The organism is Bradyrhizobium sp. Y36 (assembly GCF_002531575.1).
In the GTDB taxonomy this organism is placed as follows: Bacteria; Pseudomonadota; Alphaproteobacteria; order Rhizobiales; family Xanthobacteraceae; genus Bradyrhizobium.
On record NZ_NWTI01000004.1, the window covers coordinates 314990 to 333614 of the forward strand.

Annotated in this window: 22 protein-coding genes; 11 read left to right on the forward strand and 11 right to left on the reverse strand. The window is 64.6% G+C overall.

Translation table 11 applies throughout. The features are described 5' to 3' along the window. Nucleotides 1–11: 11 nt before the first annotated feature. From CO669_RS10240 to CO669_RS10260, 4 genes are all read right to left on the reverse strand, one after another. Nucleotides 12–344 carry a hypothetical protein gene (locus CO669_RS10240; RefSeq protein WP_097659676.1) on the reverse strand — a complete coding sequence of 111 codons (333 nt, stop codon included), beginning with the start codon at nucleotides 342–344 and terminating at the stop codon, nucleotides 12–14. A gap of 70 nt (nucleotides 345–414) precedes the next feature. Further along, a complete protein-coding gene (locus CO669_RS10245) occupies nucleotides 415–834 on the reverse strand; it encodes a hypothetical protein (RefSeq protein WP_097659677.1) in 420 nt (139 codons plus the stop codon). A 108-nt stretch (nucleotides 835–942) separates the two neighbouring features. Beyond that, nucleotides 943–1944, reverse strand: coding sequence for an NAD(P)H-dependent flavin oxidoreductase (locus tag CO669_RS10250; protein ID WP_097659678.1), 1002 nt, complete (start codon nucleotides 1942–1944; stop codon nucleotides 943–945). Nucleotides 1945–2108: 164 nt separating this feature from the next. After that, on the reverse strand, nucleotides 2109–2846 hold the full coding sequence (locus CO669_RS10260; RefSeq protein ID WP_097659679.1) for an SDR family oxidoreductase: 738 nt from the start codon (nucleotides 2844–2846) through the stop codon (nucleotides 2109–2111). A gap of 162 nt (nucleotides 2847–3008) precedes the next feature. Between CO669_RS10260 and CO669_RS10265 the strand changes: the two genes are divergently transcribed. Then, the gene (locus CO669_RS10265) at nucleotides 3009–3473 is read left to right on the forward strand and encodes a winged helix-turn-helix transcriptional regulator (protein ID WP_097659680.1); all 465 of its coding nucleotides are present in this window, start codon (nucleotides 3009–3011) and stop codon (nucleotides 3471–3473) included. Between the two features lie 105 nt (nucleotides 3474–3578). On the opposite strand, the gene CO669_RS35935 is transcribed toward CO669_RS10265, so the two are convergent. Together CO669_RS35935 and CO669_RS10270 are read right to left on the reverse strand one after the other, a co-directional pair. Then, nucleotides 3579–3737 (reverse strand): hypothetical protein, encoded by a 159-nt coding sequence (locus CO669_RS35935; protein WP_198963932.1) that lies wholly within the window; start codon nucleotides 3735–3737, stop codon nucleotides 3579–3581. 24 nt (nucleotides 3738–3761) lie between these two features. Then, complete coding sequence (locus tag CO669_RS10270) at nucleotides 3762–4136, reverse strand: PRC-barrel domain-containing protein (RefSeq protein WP_097659681.1); 375 nt, start codon at nucleotides 4134–4136, stop codon at nucleotides 3762–3764. A gap of 139 nt (nucleotides 4137–4275) precedes the next feature. Here CO669_RS10270 and CO669_RS10275 point away from each other — a divergent pair, with 139 nt between their 5' ends. The 7 genes from CO669_RS10275 (at nucleotide 4276) to CO669_RS10305 (ending at nucleotide 9550) form a co-directional block, all read left to right on the forward strand. Beyond that, on the forward strand, nucleotides 4276–6072 hold the full coding sequence (locus CO669_RS10275) for a thiamine pyrophosphate-requiring protein (RefSeq protein ID WP_097659682.1): 1797 nt from the start codon (nucleotides 4276–4278) through the stop codon (nucleotides 6070–6072). A 3-nt stretch (nucleotides 6073–6075) separates the two neighbouring features. After that, the gene (locus CO669_RS10280; protein ID WP_097659683.1) at nucleotides 6076–6303 is read left to right on the forward strand and encodes a hypothetical protein; all 228 of its coding nucleotides are present in this window, start codon (nucleotides 6076–6078) and stop codon (nucleotides 6301–6303) included. 85 nt (nucleotides 6304–6388) lie between these two features. Continuing rightward, on the forward strand, nucleotides 6389–6940 hold the full coding sequence (locus CO669_RS10285) for a DUF4142 domain-containing protein (protein ID WP_097659684.1): 552 nt from the start codon (nucleotides 6389–6391) through the stop codon (nucleotides 6938–6940). A 216-nt stretch (nucleotides 6941–7156) separates the two neighbouring features. Beyond that, a complete protein-coding gene (locus tag CO669_RS10290; protein WP_198963949.1) occupies nucleotides 7157–8047 on the forward strand; it encodes an SDR family oxidoreductase in 891 nt (296 codons plus the stop codon). Between the two features lie 95 nt (nucleotides 8048–8142). Then, on the forward strand, nucleotides 8143–8721 hold the full coding sequence (locus CO669_RS10295; protein ID WP_097659686.1) for a phosphatase PAP2 family protein: 579 nt from the start codon (nucleotides 8143–8145) through the stop codon (nucleotides 8719–8721). Then, entirely contained in the window at nucleotides 8718–9065 is a 348-nt protein-coding gene (locus CO669_RS10300; RefSeq protein ID WP_097659687.1) for a DUF3147 family protein, read from the forward strand. The genes CO669_RS10295 and CO669_RS10300 overlap by 4 nt, the downstream gene beginning before the upstream one ends. Further along, nucleotides 9065–9550 carry a DUF3147 family protein gene (locus CO669_RS10305; protein ID WP_097659688.1) on the forward strand — a complete coding sequence of 162 codons (486 nt, stop codon included), beginning with the start codon at nucleotides 9065–9067 and terminating at the stop codon, nucleotides 9548–9550. Before CO669_RS10300 ends, CO669_RS10305 begins: the two co-directional genes overlap by 1 nt. 148 nt (nucleotides 9551–9698) lie before the next feature. Here CO669_RS10305 and CO669_RS35940 read toward each other — a convergent pair whose 3' ends face one another. Next, nucleotides 9699–9857, reverse strand: a complete 159-nt coding sequence (locus CO669_RS35940; protein ID WP_198963933.1) for a hypothetical protein — start codon at nucleotides 9855–9857, stop codon at nucleotides 9699–9701. 172 nt (nucleotides 9858–10029) lie between these two features. Between CO669_RS35940 and CO669_RS10315 the strand changes: the two genes are divergently transcribed. Further along, complete coding sequence (locus CO669_RS10315; RefSeq protein WP_097659690.1) at nucleotides 10030–10278, forward strand: hypothetical protein; 249 nt, start codon at nucleotides 10030–10032, stop codon at nucleotides 10276–10278. A 134-nt stretch (nucleotides 10279–10412) separates the two neighbouring features. Here the strand turns inward: CO669_RS10315 and CO669_RS10320 are convergent, their stop codons facing one another. The 3 genes from CO669_RS10320 to CO669_RS36310 all read right to left on the reverse strand — a co-directional run bounded on the left by CO669_RS10320 (nucleotide 10413) and on the right by CO669_RS36310 (nucleotide 11132). Further along, nucleotides 10413–10619, reverse strand: coding sequence for a hypothetical protein (locus CO669_RS10320; RefSeq protein ID WP_097659691.1), 207 nt, complete (start codon nucleotides 10617–10619; stop codon nucleotides 10413–10415). A 70-nt stretch (nucleotides 10620–10689) separates the two neighbouring features. After that, entirely contained in the window at nucleotides 10690–10941 is a 252-nt protein-coding gene (locus CO669_RS34950; RefSeq protein WP_143278650.1) for a hypothetical protein, read from the reverse strand. Further along, nucleotides 10938–11132: a hypothetical protein gene (locus CO669_RS36310; protein WP_097659692.1), complete on the reverse strand. Its 195-nt coding sequence runs from the start codon at nucleotides 11130–11132 to the stop codon at nucleotides 10938–10940. Before CO669_RS36310 ends, CO669_RS34950 begins: the two co-directional genes overlap by 4 nt. A 95-nt stretch (nucleotides 11133–11227) precedes the next feature. Here CO669_RS36310 and CO669_RS10330 point away from each other — a divergent pair, with 95 nt between their 5' ends. Next, nucleotides 11228–11740: a DUF4142 domain-containing protein gene (locus tag CO669_RS10330; RefSeq protein ID WP_097659782.1), complete on the forward strand. Its 513-nt coding sequence runs from the start codon at nucleotides 11228–11230 to the stop codon at nucleotides 11738–11740. Between the two features lie 6 nt (nucleotides 11741–11746). Here the strand turns inward: CO669_RS10330 and CO669_RS10335 are convergent, their stop codons facing one another. Continuing rightward, nucleotides 11747–12040 (reverse strand): hypothetical protein, encoded by a 294-nt coding sequence (locus tag CO669_RS10335; protein WP_097659693.1) that lies wholly within the window; start codon nucleotides 12038–12040, stop codon nucleotides 11747–11749. Between the two features lie 278 nt (nucleotides 12041–12318). On the opposite strand from CO669_RS10335, the gene CO669_RS10340 reads away from it, so the two are divergent. Continuing rightward, nucleotides 12319–18615, forward strand: a complete 6297-nt coding sequence (locus tag CO669_RS10340) for a HAMP domain-containing protein (RefSeq protein WP_097659694.1) — start codon at nucleotides 12319–12321, stop codon at nucleotides 18613–18615. Nucleotides 18616–18625: the final 10 nt, after the last annotated feature.

Consider the following 18625-nt stretch of genomic DNA (forward strand, 5'->3'; position numbering starts at 1 on the left):
CGTGGCCCGCTCTAGGTTGAATTCGGGAGCGTGCCGATTTGATCACGGCCGGGCGAGCGTCTCGCCGCCGTTCTCGCCTGCTGCTCCATTTTCGCAAGGTAACCGGTCAACATGGCGAGGGGATGCGTGATGAAGACGCTGCGCACGTGCCACAAACTATAGGTGTACACAGCCTCGCTGACCTCGGTGAACTTTCCATGTTCAGCGACATAGAAATGATTCCCGACGATCCTGCCATTGTAGGCGTCACCTCCGATTGCGACCGCCACAATCACGAAGGCGAGGAAGTTCAAGACACCCAGACCACACACTGCCAGCAGGCATCGATAGCGGACGTCGGACATCGAATGTCGTCCTGTCGCGTCGTCTCAATCGACGCCGCAAAGATCGATCACAACGCAAGCAAGTATGCGCCTAGTGCTTCCAGTTGCAGATGCCGCCGCTGCGGCACGGCCAGGTCTGGATACGGGTATCCATCGCCTGCGCGTCGAGCGGGTTGCCGTGGCGATGCGCGAGCTTGCTGCGGGCCACCCCGCGCGGCTGGGCGGGCCTGGCATGCGCGATCTTCGGCTCGCTCACGCGAACACGTTCGGCCGCAACCTTCTTCGGCACATCGACGGGCTCCGCGCGTGCCTGCGCCTCATTGCCGCCGCGCGCTTCGAGCGCGACCGGTGCGAACTGCGTCTCGGGCCCGAGCCGCTTCGGCGACAATACCGCCTTGGAGAGATCGAGACCGAGATATTCGTCTGGCTTGTAGTCGTCAGCGCGCGCGATGCCGCCCCATGCGACCACGAGGGCAACGGCAACTGCAAAATGAACGCTCTTCAGGACCACGGATGCCTCCTGAAATTGATTATGAAAGGGCTATTTTATCCTTATTTAGGAGGCGTCGCGGCCAATTCCAGCGGTCAGTTCCCGTGTTGGTTAAGAAGTTTGGCGGTGTCAGGCGACCTTTCGCGTCGTCGCCGTCCCATCCAGGAACCCCATCAGACGACTGCGGATGATCTGTTCCGCCTCAGCCATGATCCGATCGACCAGCTCCTTGCAGGAGGGGATGTCGTGGATCAGCCCGGCGACCATGCCGCAGCTCCAGGCGCCGGCGTCCATCTGGCCCTCCAGCATGATCCTGGGGTAGACGCCCGCGACCTGGTCGTGGATGTCGTCGATCGTCAGCTTGTCGCCCTTCTCGCGCTCGATCTCGATGAGGCGGTCGACATTGGCGTTCCGCAGCACGCGCTCGGTGTTGCGCAAGGAGCGCATGATCAGGCGGGTGTCGAGCTCGGTTGCCGCGACCAGCGCGTTCTTCACGTTCTGATGGACGGGTGCTTCCTTGGTCGCGATAAAGCGGGTGCCCATGTTCATGCCGGCCGCGCCCAGCGACAGCGCCGCGACGAGGCTGCGCCCGTCCGCCATGCCGCCGGAGGCGACGAACGGAATCTTCAATTCCTCCGCCGCACGCGGCAGCAGGATCATGTTGGGAATGTCGTCCTCGCCGGGATGACCGCCGCATTCGAAACCGTCGACGCTGACGGCGTCGCAGCCGATGCGCTCGGCCTTCAGCGAGTGGCGAACCGAGGTGCATTTGTGAATGACCTTGATGCCGGCCGCCTTCAGCGCCGGCATGTAGGCTTCCGGGCTGCGGCCCGCGGTCTCCACCGCCTTGATGCCGCCTTCGACGATGGCCGCGATGTATTCGGGATAAGGCGGCGCCGCGAAGGTCGGCAGGAAGGTGAGGTTCACGCCGAACGGCTTGTCGGTCATGTCGCGGCAACGCGCGATCTCCTTGGCGAGCAATTCCGGCGTCTTCTGCGTCAGACCCGTGATGATGCCAAGCCCGCCGGCATTGGAGACGGCGGCGGCAAGCTCGGCAAAGCCGACGAAATGCATGCCGCCCTGGATGATGGGATGCTCGATGCCGAACAGTTCGGTGATCGCGGTCTTCACTTAAATACCTCCCCGGAATTTTGCTTGAGTTGATTCAGTCTAGAGCCGTTTCCGTTCCGATGAAATCGGAACGGGGCTCTAGATTCTTGTTTTGACGCGCTTTCTTCCCGCGAACCGGTATCCACTTCGCTCGAAAACGCTCTAGCCGGACTTTCGGGCCGCGGTCACCATTTCTCTCCGAACGGGCGGATCTCCATCTCGAAGGTCCAGGCGCTCTTCGGCTGCCGGTAGAGCTGCCAATAGGCATCCGCGACCGCGGCCGGCGGCATCAGGAGATCAGGATTGTCGAGCGCGTTCGGACCGAGCGCCTCCAGCCGGCGCTGCCGCACCCATTCGGTGTCGACGCCGGAATCGATGATGAGATGGGCGACATGGATGTTCTTCGGACCGAGCTCGCGCGCCATCGCCTGCGCCACCGCGCGCAGGCCGAACTTGGCGCTGGCGAAGGCGGCAAAACCGCTGCCGCCGCGCAAGCTCGCCGTTGCGCCGGTGAAGAAGATGTTGCCGCCGCCGCGCGGCAGCATCAGCCGCGCCGCTTCGCGGCCGGCGAGGAAGCCGGAATAGCACGCCATCTCCCACACCTTGCGAAACACGCGCTCGGTGGTGTCGAGAACCGGGAAATTGACGTTGGCGCCGACGTTGAAGATGCAGACCTCGAGCGGCGCATGCGTGTCGGCGTCGTTGAGGAAGGAGACGACCTCCTCCTCTTTCCGCGCATCGAGCGAACGCGCGTGGATCTCCCCGCCCGAGGCCTCGATGTCCTTCACCAGCGGCGTCAGCTTGTCGCCGTTGCGGCGGCCGGTGAAGACCGTGAACCCCTCAGCCGCAAACTTCTTGGCGATCTCCGAGCCGATGAAATCGCCGGCCCCGATCACGGCGGCTGTCGCGTTTCGCTTAGGCAAGGTCGCCTCCTCCGGTGAGCGCGGTGTGATGAAAGGGAGGCTATAGTTCTAAAATAGAACTGTCAAACCTCCACTCCGGATGTTAGCTTTGTCCAGAAATACCTTTGAGTATTCAAGTCAGTTCCTTTTTCTGACTGACTTGACCTGAGCCGGAGACCGACCATGAAATGGGACACGCTGGACGAAGAGCAGTGCTCGCTCTCCCGCACCATTGCCGTGGTCGGCGATCGCTGGACGCTGCTGATCCTGCGCGAATGTTTCCTGCGCGTGCGCCGGTTCGAGGCGTTTCAATCCTCGCTCCAGATCACGCGTCATCTGCTCTCGGAGCGGCTGAAGAAGCTGGTGCGCTCAGGCATCCTGCGCCGCGTGCCCTATTCGGACGCGCCCAAGCGCTACGAATACATCCTCACCCAGAAGGGGCTCGATCTCTACCCGATCATTATGGCCATGGTGCATTGGGGCGACACCCACATGGGCGACGAGCGCGGCCGCCCGCTGCTGCACGAGCACAAGAGTTGCGGCAAGCTGTTCGACCCCGTGATGGTCTGCTCGGAGTGCGGCGAGCCGCTGCATGCCAAGCAGGTGCATGTGCATGCGGGGCCGGGGCGAAAGGAAGCGGTGGGTTGAACCGGGCGGGCGCGTCATCAAGCGCACCGGATTCCACGATTACCGGTCGCCTGCCGACGCCGGGGAGACACGGACGCGCCTCCCCTGGTGTTGTTCAGCGCATCGTCAATGCGTCTTGGTCTCCTGCCACTTTTCGAGATCGGGCTTCACCTCGCGCGGCTTCTGCTCCTTTTCCGGGTTACCCTTCCAGGGCTTGTCCGTCTGGGCATGCGATCCCCAGTCGTTCTGATGCCGGGGATCGTCGGTGGGGCGTTCCTTGCTCATCGATTTTCCTTTCCATGACGCGGTTCAGGCGAAGGGAACTCCGTAATAGGCGTTGACGCCGCGCATCGCGGCATCGTCGCCCCAGTTCCAGTCGCTTCGCTCGGCGTATTTCGGCGCGCCCTCCAGCGCGTTGGCGGTGATGCCGGTGACATAGCCGCCAAGCTCCGTGTCGTACTTCAACGACTGCCAGGGCAACGGATAGTGGTCGTTGCCGAGGCCCAGAAATCCTCCGAAGCCGAGCACGGCGTACGACACCCTGCCGCTCACCTTGTCGATCATCACGCGTTCGATCGAACCGATCCGGTTGCGATCGGCGCCGTAGACCGACGTTCCCTCCACCTTGTCGCTGCCGATCAGCCGTTCCATTTCGCTGCGGCCCAGCTCGCTTTGATTCAGCATCTCGATCCTCCACTCAGCCAATGTGAACCAACCGGGTGCGCGAGCGATCGTTCCGGGATCGATGTTCCCCGGCGGCGGCCAGGAACATCGCAGGGAAGGAGCGGTTCTCTGAACTTCATACACAGCCAAGGGCCGCGCGATGTCCCAGACCGTTTCCGACTTCATCGTCCAGCGTCTGCATCAATGGGGCGTGCGCCACATCTTCGGTTACCCCGGTGACGGCATCAACGGCGTGTTCGGCGCGATGAACCGGGCCCAAGGCAAGGAATGCGAGATCGGCTTCGTGCAGGCGCGGCACGAGGAGATGGCGGCCTTCATGGCCAGCGCCTATGCGAAATTCTCCGGCCGGCTCGGCGTCTGCATCGCAACCTCAGGTCCCGGCGCCTCGCACCTCATCACCGGGCTCTACGATGCGTTGCTCGATCACCAGCCGGTGCTCGCGATCGTCGGCCAGCAGGCTCGCAGCGCGCTCGGCGGACACTATCAGCAGGAGCTCGACCTGCTCTCGATGTTCAAGGACGTCGCGGGTGCCTACGTGATGCAAGCCTCCTCGCCCGCACAGGTGCGGCACCTGATCGACCGCGCGGTCCGGATCGCGCTGGCGCGGCGGACGCCCACCGTGATCATCCTGCCCAACGACTTGCAGGAAGAGCCTTACGAAAGCCCGCCCCGCGCACACGGCACCCTGCATTCCGGCATCGGCTACAGCGCCCCCAGCATCATGCCGCGCGAGGACGATCTCGATCGCGCCGCGGAGGTGCTCAACGCCGGCAAGAAGGTCGCGATGCTGGTCGGCGCCGGCACAGTCGGCGCCACCGACGAGGTGATCGCCGTCGCCGACCGCCTGTCGGCCGGCTGCGCCAAGGCGCTGCTCGGCAAGGCCGCGCTGCCCGACGACCTGCCATGGGTCACCGGCTCGATCGGCCTCCTCGGCACCGAGCCCAGCTACAACATGATGATGGAATGCGACACGCTGCTGATGGTCGGCTCGGCCTTTCCCTACGCCGAGTTCCTGCCGAAGGAGGGCGCCGCGCGCGGCGTTCAGATCGATATCGACGCCAGCATGATGTCGATCCGCTTTCCCATGGAGGTCGGCCTCGTCGGCGATGCCGCCGAGACGCTGCGCGCCTTGCTGCCGCGATTGAAGCCAAGGAGCGACGGCGCCTGGCGCCGGGGCATCGAGGAGGACGTCGCGACATGGTGGAAGACGCTGGATGGCCGGGCACATCAGCCTGCCGCGCCGGTCAATCCGCAGCTCGTGGCCTGGGAATTGTCCCCGCGCCTGCCCGACCGCGCCATCATCACCAGCGATTCCGGCTCCTGCGCCAACTGGTTCGCGCGCGATCTGAAGATGCGGCGCGGCATGATCGCCTCGCTCTCCGGTGGCCTCGCCTCGATGGGAGCAGCAGTGCCTTATGCGCTCGCTGCGAAATACGCCCATCCCGATCGCCCCGTGATCGCCCTCGTCGGCGACGGCGCGATGCAGATGAACAACATGGCCGAGCTGATCACCGCCGCGAAATACTGGCGATCCTGGCGCGACCCGCGCTTGGTCGTCTGCGTCTTCAACAACGAGGACCTCAACCAGGTGACATGGGAGCAGCGCATCATCAACGGCGATCCCAAATTCGAAGCCTCGCAGCGCATCCCCAACGTCTCCTATTCCCGCTTCGCCGAGCTCGTCGGCCTGCGCGGAATCTTCGTCGACAGCCCGGAATTGCTCGGCTCGGCCTGGGAACAGGCGTTGGGATGCGAGATGCCCGTCGTGCTGGAGGTGAAGACCGACCCCGAAGTGCCGCCGCTGCCGCCGCACATCACGCTTCAACAGGCAAAGAATTTTTCCCTCGCGCTGATGAAGGGTGACCCGAACGAGACCAGCGTCATCAAGGGCGCCGCGCGGCAGGTGCTCGAAACCATCCTGCCCGGAAAGGAATGAACCATGAGCGACTTCCGCGACATCCAGCATGGCGTCAACGATCCCGTCGACGGCGTCGACGTGAAGCAGCACTTCAACGACAACAAGACGCCGCATGAACGCGCGCAGCGCCATGCCGACGTGCGCGCCGACGCCACGGCTTCTCCCGCCGAGCCGTTCCTGCCCGAGCGGCTGCGGCGCAAGCCGACCGATCCCATCAATCCGCGCACCGGGCGAAACCCGACGGATTAGCGCTTAGGAACCTCGGCCCGGGCGGCGTGTTGATCGGCGCAACATCGCGCGGCACGGCGCTGCGCGCCCAATTAGAGGGACTAGCATGAAACGGACCGTCATTGCCCTTGCCTGCGTACTTCTCGCAGGCCCCGCGCTCGCCCAGTCGCTGGGCGAGAAGACCGGCGTCAACTCGGCGCTTGGCGTCGCACCTGCGACCGCCGACTTCGTCAAGGAGGTCGCCATCAGCGACATGTTCGAGATCGAATCGAGCAAGCTCGCCGCCCAGAAGGGCAATGCGGAGGAGAAATCCTTCGCGCAGCAGATGATTACCGATCACACCAAGACCAGCACCGAGCTCAAGGGTCTGGTCAGCGACAAGAAGGTGCAGGCGACGCTTCCGACGCAGCTCGACAGCTCGCACCAGAGCAAGCTCGACAAGCTGAAGAACGCAAACGGCAAGGACTTCAGCTCGGACTACAATTCCTATCAGATCAGCGCCCATGAAGACGCCGTCTCGCTGTTCGAGCGTTACGCCAAGGGCGGCGACAATGCCGACCTCAAGAATTGGGCCGGCAAGACGTTGCCTGCCCTGAAACATCACCTCGACATGGCCAAGAATCTCGGCAAGGCGCCGAGCGTCGGCCAGTCCAAGTAACTCGGATCAAAACCGACAAAGGACACCGGTCTCGCCGGTGTCCTTTGCGTTTTAGCAACGATGCCCCGCTCCGCACGTTGGCTTTGCGACATCGCGGAGATCCCCATGACGCAACAGAGCAAGACGTCGATGACCCGCCGGCATCTCGTGCATGCCGCGGGCGCAACGCTTGCCGTCACGTCACTGGCATCTTCGACAGCAAAAGGAGATACGCCCATGGCCGAGCAGAATCTGATCGACCCCGTCAGCCGCTACCCGAAGCCGCCGTTCAAGAAGCAATCGCAGCCCTGGCCGGGTCTTGCCGGCAAGATGGAGCCGCAGCCCGACCATGGCGAGACCAGTTACAAAGGCTCCGGCCGGCTCGCCGGCCGCAAGGCCCTGATCACGGGCGGTGATTCCGGCATGGGCCGCGCTGCCGCGATCGCCTATGCCCGCGAGGGCGCCGACGTCGCCATCAACTATCTGGCGGCGGAAGAACCCGACGCACAGGAGGTGATCGCGCTGATCAAGAAGGAAGGGCGCACCGGAGTTGCGATCCCGGGCGATCTCAAGGACGAGGCTTTCTGCGGCAAGCTGGTCGAGCAGGCGGTGCAGGGCCTCGGCGGCCTCGACATCATCGTCAACAACGCAGCCCGGCAGCAGACCCGCGCCTCCATCCTCGACGTGTCGTCGGAAGATTTCGACGCCACCATGAAGACGAACATTTACGCCCCGTTCTGGATCATCAAGGCGGCGCTGCGGCATCTCAAGCCCGGCTCTTGCATCATCGGCACCACCTCCGAGCAGGCCTATGATCCCTCGCCCGATCTCTACGACTATGCGCAGACCAAGGCGGCGACGATGAACTATGTGAAGTCGCTGGCCAAGCAGCTCGCCTCGAAAGGCATCCGCGTCAATGGCGTCGCGCCCGGACCTATCTGGACGCCGCTCCAGGTCTCCGGCGGGGCCACGATGGAGAAGCTGGAAAAGTTCGGCGGCATGACGCCGCTCGGCCGTCCCGGCCAGCCAGTCGAGCTCGCCTCGATCTACGTGCAGCTTGCCGCCGCCGATGCCAGTTATGCGACCGGTCAGGTCTATGGCGCCGCCGGCGGATCCGGACAGCCGTAGCGGCGGCAACGCGGGTGCTTGCGTTGCAACTCGGGAACGATCTTGTCTCCCAGCTTTTACAAAACCGTCATGGAGGAAAAATCGCCGGCTGACCGATGGCGCTCGTAACAGTCAAACCCGCCCGGATCGATACGACGATCGCGAACGAGATCGCGGAGCACACCAATTCAGGGCTCGAGCACGCCGCCCAGGCAATGACCTGGGGTGCGGACGAGCATGTGCTGGTCGCGCTAGCCGCGGCAGGATGGCTCTACACCCGGCTGCGGCGACCACAGCAACGCCGCCTCGCCGATCACGTCCTGTCGGTCTCGCTGGCGACGGCCGTGCTGCCGCACCTGCTGAAGTCCGTGTTCGACCAGACGCGGCCGGACCGGCTGACCGTCACCGGCCACTGCCGCGGCATCCCTTTCTCGGGGCGGCCCAGCGACGCGTTTCCCTCCGGTCACGCGGTGCATATGGGCGCGCTCGCCGCGGCGGCCGGCCTGTTGCCGACGGCCCGGCGACGGGCGGCGCGCGGCATCGCCATAGCGCTGTCGATGACTCGCATCGTCCTGCTTGCGCACTGGACCAGCGACGTGGTGGCAGGCTTTGCGCTCGGCGTCGTCGTCGAAAGGCTGATGAGGCCCCTTACCCTTGGTAAGCGCCGGCCCGAAGCTCCGCGGATACGGCCGTGACCGAATATCTCCTGCGCTTCGTGGTCGGCGGCCTGATCGTCTCCGTCTTCTCGATCCTTGGCGACATGTTGCGGCCGAAGAGCTTTGCCGGGCTGCTCGGAGCGGCACCGTCGGTCGCGCTGGCGACACTGAGCATCGCGGTCGTCCAGCACGGCCGGTCCTATGTCGCGGCCGAAAGCTGGACGATGATCTACGGCGCCCTTGCGCTCGCCTGTTACAGCCTTGGCGTGTGCCAGCTCCTGATGAGGTTTCGTCTCTCCGCATTGCCGGCGACCATCGTCGCCTTTGCTGTATGGCTCCTCGTCGCCTTCGGTCTGCTCGCGGGTTTCGGAGGTGCGGCCTGATGCTGGTGAAGCTGTCCTCATCCGCCGTGAAACAGACGCGATGGTACGAGTATGGCGTTCGCTTCCTGCTCGGCGGGCTGGCGACGGTTTTGGCGGGGATCGTGAGCTCGCGTTTCGGCGTCTCGGTCGGCGGACTTTTCCTCGCCCTGCCCGCCATCTTCTGCGCCAGCGCGACCTTGATCGAAAGTCATGAACGTCGCGCCAAGGAGAAGGCGGGCCTTAGCGGACGCAGACGCGGGCGTGAGGCCGCATCGCTCGATGCCGCGGGCGCGGGCCTTGGAAGCCTCGGCCTCGCGGCCTTCGCGTTCGTGTTCCATGTCGTGATTGCGGCAAGCGCGGCCGGCGCGTTCCTCGCTGCCATCCTGGTATGGGCGGCTGTGGCGGTGTCGGCATGGTGGCTGCGGCGAAAGCTTCGCATCACATCCCGCCCTCGACAGAGCGGGCGCATCGGGCCATCAGCGAGACGCCGCGGCATCGTCCCGTAGCATCAGGTACCCGTGCATCTCTGCAGCGATGTGAAGCTGGTTGATGCGCGCGAGAACACCGTCGCGCTGCCGTCCATCCGGCAGGCCCGACAGTTCATGCTCCAGCCGCTGCTTCTGCGCGGTGAGACGTTGTTCGAATGTATGTGGCTCAGAGCGTTTTCGCATCTTCCGTCCTCGGTGGCTGCAGCCCTGGGCTGTTGGCCCAGCGCTCGACTTGTTCGATGACCTTCTGGTGGCTCGGACGCACCGGCTTTTGCGCTTCCGGCTCGTCGGAGAGCTTTCGGGGCAACCTGACTTCGTCCGTCATGGCGTCTCTCCCTCTCCAAGAGAATGCGCCAGCGCGGGAGTCGTTTCGATATAGCTTATTGATTTTGCTAGTTATTTATACTCATTTGGCAACTTTCGCGACTCTTGTGGAACTCGCGACAAGTTGGCTTGTTGAGCATCCTACTCAACCTACTCATTTTGCGTGATCGACCATGAACGACCTTCGCGCCGAGCGGCTTCAAGTCATGCTCTCGCCGGAAGAGTTGGCCGCCGTTGACGATTTCCGGTTCAAGCATCGCATGCCGACACGCGCCGCCGCAGTCCGCGAGCTGCTCAAGTTCGGCCTCGCCGCAGCTGACGTCGATGCAAGCCCCGGCGTGAAATCGAGCAGCTTCGGTGTGTTTGGCCGCGGCCCTGATGGACATACCCAAGGGGACCCCGAGGGCGGCGCCGAGGACTGACCCGTACTCCTCAAGCAAACGACCCCGGCACGGGGCGTACCGGGGTCGCTCTTGGAGATTGCTTCCGGCGCACCGGGGGCATGACAGCCGAAAGCAATCATTCGACTCGTCACATGTGGATTGGTTCCCCGAACCTACCCTGTCGCGTCGCTTGAACCGTCGGGCATCGCACCGGAGCCCGGCGTCTTGCTGTTGTCGTTCAACTTGGGATCGCGCGTCGCCTCACGCGACGGCGAACTCTTCTGCGGATCGGTCTCGTGCACGGTCTGGGCACGCTGCTTGTCGCGCGGCTGATCCTCTGCCCGCTTGTCCTTGACGATGCCGTGGTCGGAATGGGCCATGATGTACCTTCGCCTCTCCTGATGTGTCGAAGCGGTTACGCATCACGGCGGCGAATGTTCCGAAGCGGCGCTAGCTGTGCGCGGCGTGGATCGTGGCCGACGTATTCTCCAGATGAACCTGACGCACCGTCGTTACCGTCGCAAATGCGACCGAGACGCCAAAGGCGAGAACGAGTGAAAGAAGAGCCAGACGTGGAGCCATCGCAAAACCTCCTTCTGGAATCGAAATCAAGGCGATTGACTGTCCCCGATCATGCTGGATGGGTTGCTTCCATTCTGTGAGCGCGCTCACACGCGAGTTCACAAAGCGAAGATCGCTCACGCGTCCTGCGGTCGCGGGAAACGCCCCGTCAGGGGCGGGATTTCGCCGTCCAGCCAATCCTGTTCATGGGCGAGCGCCCTCCAGGCGTCCGCCATACGCGAATAGCGCTTGTGAGCGGGTTGTCCGTCGGCTCGCTCGGCGAGCTGAAGACAATTGTCGGCGTTGTCTCTGAAGATGTCGGACTGTTTCATGGATAAGACGTGGGGACGGAACTGGCGCCTCGCAACCCGGTTGCCAGATCGTAATGTTCCCCGGAACTTCGCGCCGCTCTCGGCAGTTGACCGCGATGCGAATTCCCGTCGCGATCGTTCTGGCCTTTATCGGCACCGCAGCGCTTGCCGACAGCTCCGGTGAGCAGAAGTCGCTCGGCCGTCCGCCGAGCGCGACCGACGTCATCAGCGGCCTCTACAACTTCAGCCGCTTCCAGCAGGGCCTTCTCGAAAGCACCGATCTGAAGGGCAATGCCGAGGTCAAGAACCTCGCCGCCTTGCGCGCGGAGGAAGCCGCCAAGCGCGACAAGGCCCTGAAGCCGATTCAGGACGCCATAGGAGCAGAGCCCCATGCCGGGAAAACGGCGTCCGTCGCCGCAAGCCTCGTCGAGCCCGAAACGTCGGACGGACCCACTTACGTCCGAAGCTTCTATGCTTCGCAAATTCCCGAATATGACTCCGCCATCGACCTGCTCGAACGCTATCTGAAGGCGCCCGACAATGCGGCCCTTGCGGCGTTCGCGCGCGAGCAACTGCCGCTGCTGCGCGCGCAGGTTAGGGATGCCGAGCGCACCATGGCGGACAAGTAGAGGCCGCTACTTGTCGTTCGGATGATGCTGCTGACTCTCCGGCCGCACCGTGCGATTGCTCTCCGGCATCTTGTCCCGGCCGGCATCGCCATTGTCATCCTTGCCGCCCGACGACGACGTGCCGCTACCGCTCGGGTTTGACCGGGCCGCCGAGCCCGTGGTCGGCGTATCCGCCTTTGGGTTGGCGGAGCTGGCGGCGGGATCACCGGTCACGGATCCGCGGCCGCTGGGGGCGCCGCCCTGGGCCAAGGCCGTTCCTGCAAACAGCACGACGATGATGGCGGCCAGTCCTGCTCTCATAGTGTTTCTCCTGTTTTGCAGGCTAACCGCGAGGCTCCGCGCTCCGTTCCGGCAGAGGCCGGAAAGGACTTGGATTGGCAGCGCTCCGCCGTCGCAAGTTTTTTTGGGAACCCGGGTGGAACCTTTTCATAGGATTGCGGTTATTGACGTCGGGCTGAGCAAGGCAGGTTCCATTCCTCGCGTCGTACCTTGGCGCTTGATTTCGAATTTGGCTGACGCTCTATTTTGACCAAACGCGTCTGCCTTAAGATTCGGCCGACGCCTGCGGGGGAAACAGTATGAGCGACCTCGATCCCGGAGCTGCATCACGGTCCGGTCGTCGCGTCCCAAAGCCAAAAACCAACGGTGTGTCGGATCCGGATTCCCGGGCCGAACTGCTGCTCGCCCTGCAGGCGATGCGCAGCGGCGATTTTTCGGTGCGCATGAGCGGCGACTATCTCGGCATCGACGGCAAGATCGCCGACACTTTTAATGAAATCATCGCGGCCAACCAGCGCATGGCGCAGCAGCTCGAGCTGGTCGGCCAGGTCGTGGGCCGCGAGGGCAAGACCCGGCAACGCGTCAAGTTCGGCCTCGCCTCCGGTTCCTGGGCCGACATGGAAGGCTCGGTCAACACGCTGATCGACGATTTGCTGTGGCCGACGCGCGAGGTGACGCGCGCAGTCGCCGCCGTCGCGCAAGGCGACCTGCTCCAGACCGTCAAGCTCGACGTCGACGGCCGTCCGCTGCGGGGCGAATTCCTGCAGTCGGCGAACATCGTCAACACCATGATCAAGCAGCTCGGCGTGTTCACCTCCGAGGTGACGCGCGTGGCGCGCGAGGTCGGCACCGAAGGCAAGCTCGGCGGCCAGGCCCAGGTGCCTGAGGTGACCGGCGTCTGGAAGGACCTGACCGAGAGCGTCAACTCGATGGCGAACAACCTGACCAACCAGGTTCGCAACATCGCCGAGGTGACGATCGCGGTCGCCAACGGCGACCTCTCCAAGAAGATCACGGTCGACGTCCGCGGCGAGATCCTCCAGCTCAAGGAAGCCATCAACACGATGGTCGACCAGCTCCGCTCCTTCGCCTCCGAAGTGACGCGCGTGGCGCGCGAGGTCGGCACCGACGGCAAGCTCGGCGGCCAGGCCATCGTGCCCGGCGTCGCCGGCACCTGGAAGGACTTGACCGACTCCGTCAACGCGATGTGCGGCAACCTGACCGCGCAGGTGCGCAACATCGCCAACGTGACGACTGCCGTGGCGCGCGGCGACCTCTCGCGCAAGATCACGGTGGACGTGCGCGGCGAAATCCTGGAGCTGAAGGACACCATCAACACCATGGTGGACCAGCTCAACTCCTTCGCCTCGGAAGTTACGCGCGTGGCGCGCGAGGTCGGTACCGAAGGCAAGCTCGGCGGCCAGGCGCAAGTGCCCGGCGTCGCCGGCACCTGGAAGGACCTCACCGACAACGTCAACTTCATGGCATCGAACCTGACCGCACAGGTCCGCAACATCGCCGACGTCGCCACCGCCATCGCCGGCGGCGACCTCTCGAAGAAGATCACCGTGAACGTGTCGGGCGAGATCCTTCAGCTGAAGGAAACGCTCAACACCATGGTGGACCAGCTCAACGCCTTTGCCGGCGAAGTCACCCGCGTGGCGCGCGAGGTCGGCACCGAGGGGCGGCTCGGCGGCCAGGCCAACGTGCTCGGCGTCGCCGGCACCTGGAAGGATTTGACCGAAAGCGTCAACTCGATGGCGTCGAACCTGACCGCACAGGTTCGTAACATCGCCGAGGTGACGACGGCGGTTGCCGGCGGCGACCTCTCGAAGAAGATCACCGTGGACGTGCGCGGCGAGATCCTCGAGCTGAAGGACACCATCAACACCATGGTGGACCAGCTCAACGCCTTCGCCGGCGAAGTCACCCGCGTCGCGCGCGAGGTCGGCACCGAAGGCAAGCTCGGCGGCCAGGCCCAGGTGCGCGGCGTTGCCGGTACCTGGAAGGATCTCACCGACAGCGTCAACTCGATGGCCTCGAACCTGACCGGTCAGGTCCGCAACATCGCCGAGGTCGCGACCGCCGTCGCGAAGGGCGATTTGTCGAAGAAGATCACCGTGAACGTGTCGGGCGAAATCCTTCAGCTGAAGGAAACGCTCAACACCATGGTCGATCAGCTCAACGCCTTCGCCGGCGAAGTCACGCGCGTGGCGCGCGAAGTCGGCACCGAAGGCAAGCTCGGCGGCCAGGCCCAGGTCACGGGCGTCGCCGGCACCTGGAAAGACCTCACCGACAACGTCAACTCGATGGCGGGCAACCTGACCGCCCAGGTCCGCAACATCTCCGAGGTCGCGACCGCCATCGCCGGCGGCGACCTCTCGCGCAAGATCACCGTGGACGTGCGCGGCGAGATCCTTCAGCTGAAGGACACGCTGAACACGATGGTGGACCAGCTCAACCGCTTCGCGGGCGAGGTCACGCGCGTGGCGCGCGAGGTCGGCACCGAAGGTCGCCTCGGCGGCCAGGCCAACGTGCCCGGCGTCGCCGGCACCTGGAAGGATCTGACGGACTCCGTGAACTCGATGGCGGGCAATCTCACCGCCCAGGTCCGCAACATCGCCGAGGTGACCACCGCCGTGGCGCGCGGCGACCTGTCGCGCAAGATCACCGTCGACGTGAAGGGCGAAATCCTCGAGCTCAAGAACACCATCAACACCATGGTCGACCAGCTCAACGCCTTCGCCGGCGAAGTGACGCGCGTCGCCCGCGAGGTCGGCACCGAAGGCAAGCTCGGCGGCCAGGCCGAAGTGTCCGGCGTTGCCGGCACCTGGAAGGACCTCACCGACAACGTCAACTTCATGGCCTCGAACCTCACGGCCCAGGTCCGCAACATCGCCGAGGTCGCAACCGCGATCGCCGGCGGCGACCTCTCCAAGAAGATCACGGTGGACGTGCGAGGCGAGATCCTTCTGCTGAAGGACACCCTCAACACCATGGTGGAGCAGCTCCGCTCCTTCGCCGCCGAAGTGACGCGCGTGGCGCGCGAGGTCGGCACCGAAGGCCGCCTCGGCGGTCAGGCCGTCGTGCCCGGCGTCGGCGGCACCTGGAAGGATCTCACCGACAACGTCAACCTGCTCGCCGCGAACCTCACCACCCAGGTCCGCAACATCGCCGAAGTCACCACCGCCGTGGCGCGCGGCGACCTGTCGCGCAAGATCACCGTCGACGTGAAGGGCGAAATCCTCGAGCTCAAGAACACCATCAACACCATGGTGGACCAGCTCAACGCCTTCGCCGGCGAAGTCACGCGCGTCGCGCGCGAAGTCGGCACCGAGGGCGAACTCGGCGGCCAGGCCCAGGTGCCCGGTGTCGCCGGTACCTGGAAGGACCTCACCGACACCGTCAACGTCATGGCGGCGAACCTGACCGAGCAGGTTCGCGGCATCGTCAAGGTGGTGACGGCGGTCGCCAACGGCGACCTCAAGCAGAACCTCACGGTGAAATCGAAGGGCGAGGTCGCAGCTCTCGCCGACACCATCAACAACATGACCGCGACGCTCGCGACCTTCGCCGACCAGGTGTCGTCGGTGGCGCGCGAGGTCGGCGTCGAAGGCCGCCTCGGCGGTCAGGCCGACGTGCCGGGCGCCGCCGGCACCTGGAAGGACCTCACCGGCAACGTCAACCTGCTGGCGGCCAACCTCACCTCGCAGGTGCGCGCGATCGCGGAGGTCGCGACCGCCGTGACCAAGGGCGACCTCACCCCGTCGATCCAGGTCGATGCCCGCGGCGAGCTCGCCGAGCTCAAGGACAACATCAACACGATGATCACGAACCTCCGTCTGACGACGGACGTGAACACCGAGCAGGACTGGCTGAAGACCAACCTGGCCAAATTCACCAACATGCTCCAGGGCCAGCGCGACCTCACCACCGTCGGCCGGCTGCTGCTCACCGAGCTGTCGCCGCTGGTGAACGCCCATACCGGCGTGATCTACCAGGTCGAGAGCGAGGACAATCCGCAGCTGCTGCTGCTGGCCTCCTACGCCAGCGACGGCATCTACCCCTATCAGCGCGTGCTGCAGTTCGGCGACGGCCTGATCGGCCAGTGCGCGCTCGACAAGCGGCCGCGCGTGATCGCCGACATTCCATCCGACGTGGTGCCGATCAACTCGGCGCTGTTCCGCGTCGCACCGAAGAACCTCGTGGTGCTGCCGGTGCTGTTCGAGGGCCAGGTCAAGGCCGTGATCGAGCTCGCCTCGCTCGTCTCCTTCACCACCTCGCAGATGACGTTCCTGGAGCAGCTCACCGACTCCATCGGCATCGTGCTCAATTCGATCGAAGCGACGATGCAGACCGAAGGCCTGCTCAAGCAGTCGCAGCAGCTCGCCGGCGAGCTTCAGACCCAGCAGCGCGAATTGCAGCAGACCAACGACCAGCTCGAGCAGAAGGCACAGCAGCTCGCCGAGCGCAACGTCGAGGTCGAACGCAAGAACCAGGAGATCGAGCAGGCCCGCCGCGCCCTGGAGGAAAAGGCGACCGAGCTTGCGCTGACCTCGAAGTACAAGTCCGAATTCCTCGCCAATATGAGCCACGAGCTGCGCACGCCGCTGAACTCGATCCTGATCCTGGGACAGCAGCTCACCGACAATCCGGACGGCAACCTCTCGGCCAAGCAGGTCGAGTTCGCCCGCACCATCCACGGCGCTGGCACCGACCTGCTCAATCTCATCAGCGACATTCTCGACCTGTCCAAGATCGAGTCCGGCACGGTGACGGTCGACGCCGAGGAAATCCTGACCGCGAACCTGCTCGAAACCGTCGGGCGCCCGTTCCGGCACGAGGCGGACAATCGCGATCTGTCGTTCAAGATCGACATCGATCCGAACCTGCCGCGCAGCATCGTCACCGATTCCAAGCGTCTGCAACAGGTCCTGAAGAACCTGCTCTCCAACGCCTTCAAGTTCACCGCCGAAGGCGAGGTGCGCCTCAAGGTGACCGGCGCGCTCGGCGGCTGGGGAACGGATCACCCGGTGCTGAACTCCGCCCCGGCCGTGATCGCGTTCGAGGTGTCCGACACAGGCATCGGCATTCCCCTGGAGAAGCAGAAGCTGATCTTCGAGGCGTTCCAGCAGGCCGACGCCGGCACCAGCCGCAAATACGGCGGCACCGGTCTTGGCCTCGCCATCAGCCGCGAGCTCGCCAGCCTGCTCGGCGGCGAGATCCATCTGCGCAGCTCGCCGGGCAAGGGCTCGTCCTTCACGCTCTATCTGCCGCTCAAATATTCCGGCCCGACGCTGGCACCGCGCACCGCGCCCGCGCCGCAGCTGCATGGGCAGCCGCCGGCGCTGCAGCCCGCCGCCCCCGAACAGCAGCGCGTCATCGAGCAGCTTCCCGACGACCGGCTCAACCTCGAACCCGGCGACAGCATTCTCCTGATCGTCGAGGACGACCCGCATTATGCGCGCGTGCTGGTCGACCTCGCGCGCGACAAGGGCTTCAAGGTCCTGGTCGCCGCCCTCGGCGCCGAGGCGCTGGAGCTCGCCAAGCAATACCAGCCGCGCGCCGTGTCGCTCGACGTGTTCCTGCCCGACATGCTCGGCTGGACCGTGCTGAGCCAGCTCAAGCACAATCCGCTGACCCGCCACATCCCGGTGCAGATCATCACGCTCGACGAGGACCGCCAACATGCGCTGGCGCGCGGCGCGTTCTCCTTCGTCAACAAGCCGACGACGACCGAAGGCGTTTCGGCCGCGCTGACCCAGATCAAGGAATATGCAAGGCCGCGACGCAAACGGCTCCTGATCGTCGAGGACAACGAGGCCGAGCAACTCTCGATCCGCGAGCTGCTGCATCACGACGACATCGAAATCGTCACGACCGACACCGGTGCCGGCGCACTCTCGACGCTGCGCGAGGCGCCCTGCGACTGCGTGGTGCTCGACCTCCGCCTGCCCGACATGAGCGGCTTCGAGGTGCTGGACCAGATCCGCAACGACGAGGCGCTGTCGAACGTTCCGGTCGTCGTCTTCACCGGCCGCGAGCTTTCGGCGGAGGAGGACGCGGAACTCCACACCATGGCGCGCAGCATCGTGGTGAAGGGCGTGGAATCGCCGGAGCGGCTGCTCGACGAGACCGCGCTGTTCCTGCACCGCGTCATCACGGAACTTCCGCTCGAGAAGCAGCGCATGCTGGAGAAGCTGAACAGTTCCGACGAGGATCTGATCGGCAAGACCGCGCTGCTCGTCGACGACGACGCCCGCAACATCTTCGCGCTGTCGAGCGTGCTGGAACGGCGCGGCATGAAGGTGCTGACGGCGACGACCGGCAGCGAGGCGGTGACCCTGGTCGAATCCAACCCGGAGATCGCCATCGTGCTGATGGACATCATGATGCCGCAGATGGATGGCTATCAGACCATCGGCGTCATTCGCGAAAATCCGGCCTTCGCCCGCCTTCCGATCATCGCACTGACCGCCAAGGCGATGAAGGGCGACCGCGAAAAATGCCTGGAGGCCGGCGCGTCCGACTATCTCGCCAAACCCGTCAACACCGATCAATTGCTGCTTGCGATCCGCATGTGGCTGCACCGCTGAGTTTGGATCC

Bases quoted from the DNA above. Each gene is read 5' to 3' on its own strand.
- CO669_RS10285 (WP_097659684.1), top strand. From the start codon at position 6,389: ATGAAACGGACCGTCATTGCCCTTGCCTGCGTACTTCTCGCAGGCCCC.
- CO669_RS10330 (WP_097659782.1), top strand. From the start codon at position 11,228: ATGCGAATTCCCGTCGCGATCGTTCTGGCCTTTATCGGCACCGCAGCG.
- CO669_RS10280 (WP_097659683.1), top strand. From the start codon at position 6,076: ATGAGCGACTTCCGCGACATCCAGCATGGCGTCAACGATCCCGTCGAC.
- CO669_RS10270 (WP_097659681.1), bottom strand. From the start codon at position 4,136: ATGCTGAATCAAAGCGAGCTGGGCCGCAGCGAAATGGAACGGCTGATC.
- CO669_RS10290 (WP_198963949.1), top strand. From the start codon at position 7,157: ATGGCCGAGCAGAATCTGATCGACCCCGTCAGCCGCTACCCGAAGCCG.
- CO669_RS10240 (WP_097659676.1), bottom strand. From the start codon at position 344: ATGTCCGACGTCCGCTATCGATGCCTGCTGGCAGTGTGTGGTCTGGGT.
- CO669_RS10265 (WP_097659680.1), top strand. From the start codon at position 3,009: ATGAAATGGGACACGCTGGACGAAGAGCAGTGCTCGCTCTCCCGCACC.
- CO669_RS10295 (WP_097659686.1), top strand. From the start codon at position 8,143: ATGGCGCTCGTAACAGTCAAACCCGCCCGGATCGATACGACGATCGCG.
- CO669_RS10315 (WP_097659690.1), top strand. From the start codon at position 10,030: ATGAACGACCTTCGCGCCGAGCGGCTTCAAGTCATGCTCTCGCCGGAA.
- CO669_RS10335 (WP_097659693.1), bottom strand. From the start codon at position 12,040: ATGAGAGCAGGACTGGCCGCCATCATCGTCGTGCTGTTTGCAGGAACG.
- CO669_RS10340 (WP_097659694.1), top strand. From the start codon at position 12,319: ATGAGCGACCTCGATCCCGGAGCTGCATCACGGTCCGGTCGTCGCGTC.
- CO669_RS10275 (WP_097659682.1), top strand. From the start codon at position 4,276: ATGTCCCAGACCGTTTCCGACTTCATCGTCCAGCGTCTGCATCAATGG.
- CO669_RS36310 (WP_097659692.1), bottom strand. From the start codon at position 11,132: ATGAAACAGTCCGACATCTTCAGAGACAACGCCGACAATTGTCTTCAG.
- CO669_RS35935 (WP_198963932.1), bottom strand. From the start codon at position 3,737: ATGAGCAAGGAACGCCCCACCGACGATCCCCGGCATCAGAACGACTGG.
- CO669_RS35940 (WP_198963933.1), bottom strand. From the start codon at position 9,857: ATGACGGACGAAGTCAGGTTGCCCCGAAAGCTCTCCGACGAGCCGGAA.
- CO669_RS10305 (WP_097659688.1), top strand. From the start codon at position 9,065: ATGCTGGTGAAGCTGTCCTCATCCGCCGTGAAACAGACGCGATGGTAC.
- CO669_RS10320 (WP_097659691.1), bottom strand. From the start codon at position 10,619: ATGGCCCATTCCGACCACGGCATCGTCAAGGACAAGCGGGCAGAGGAT.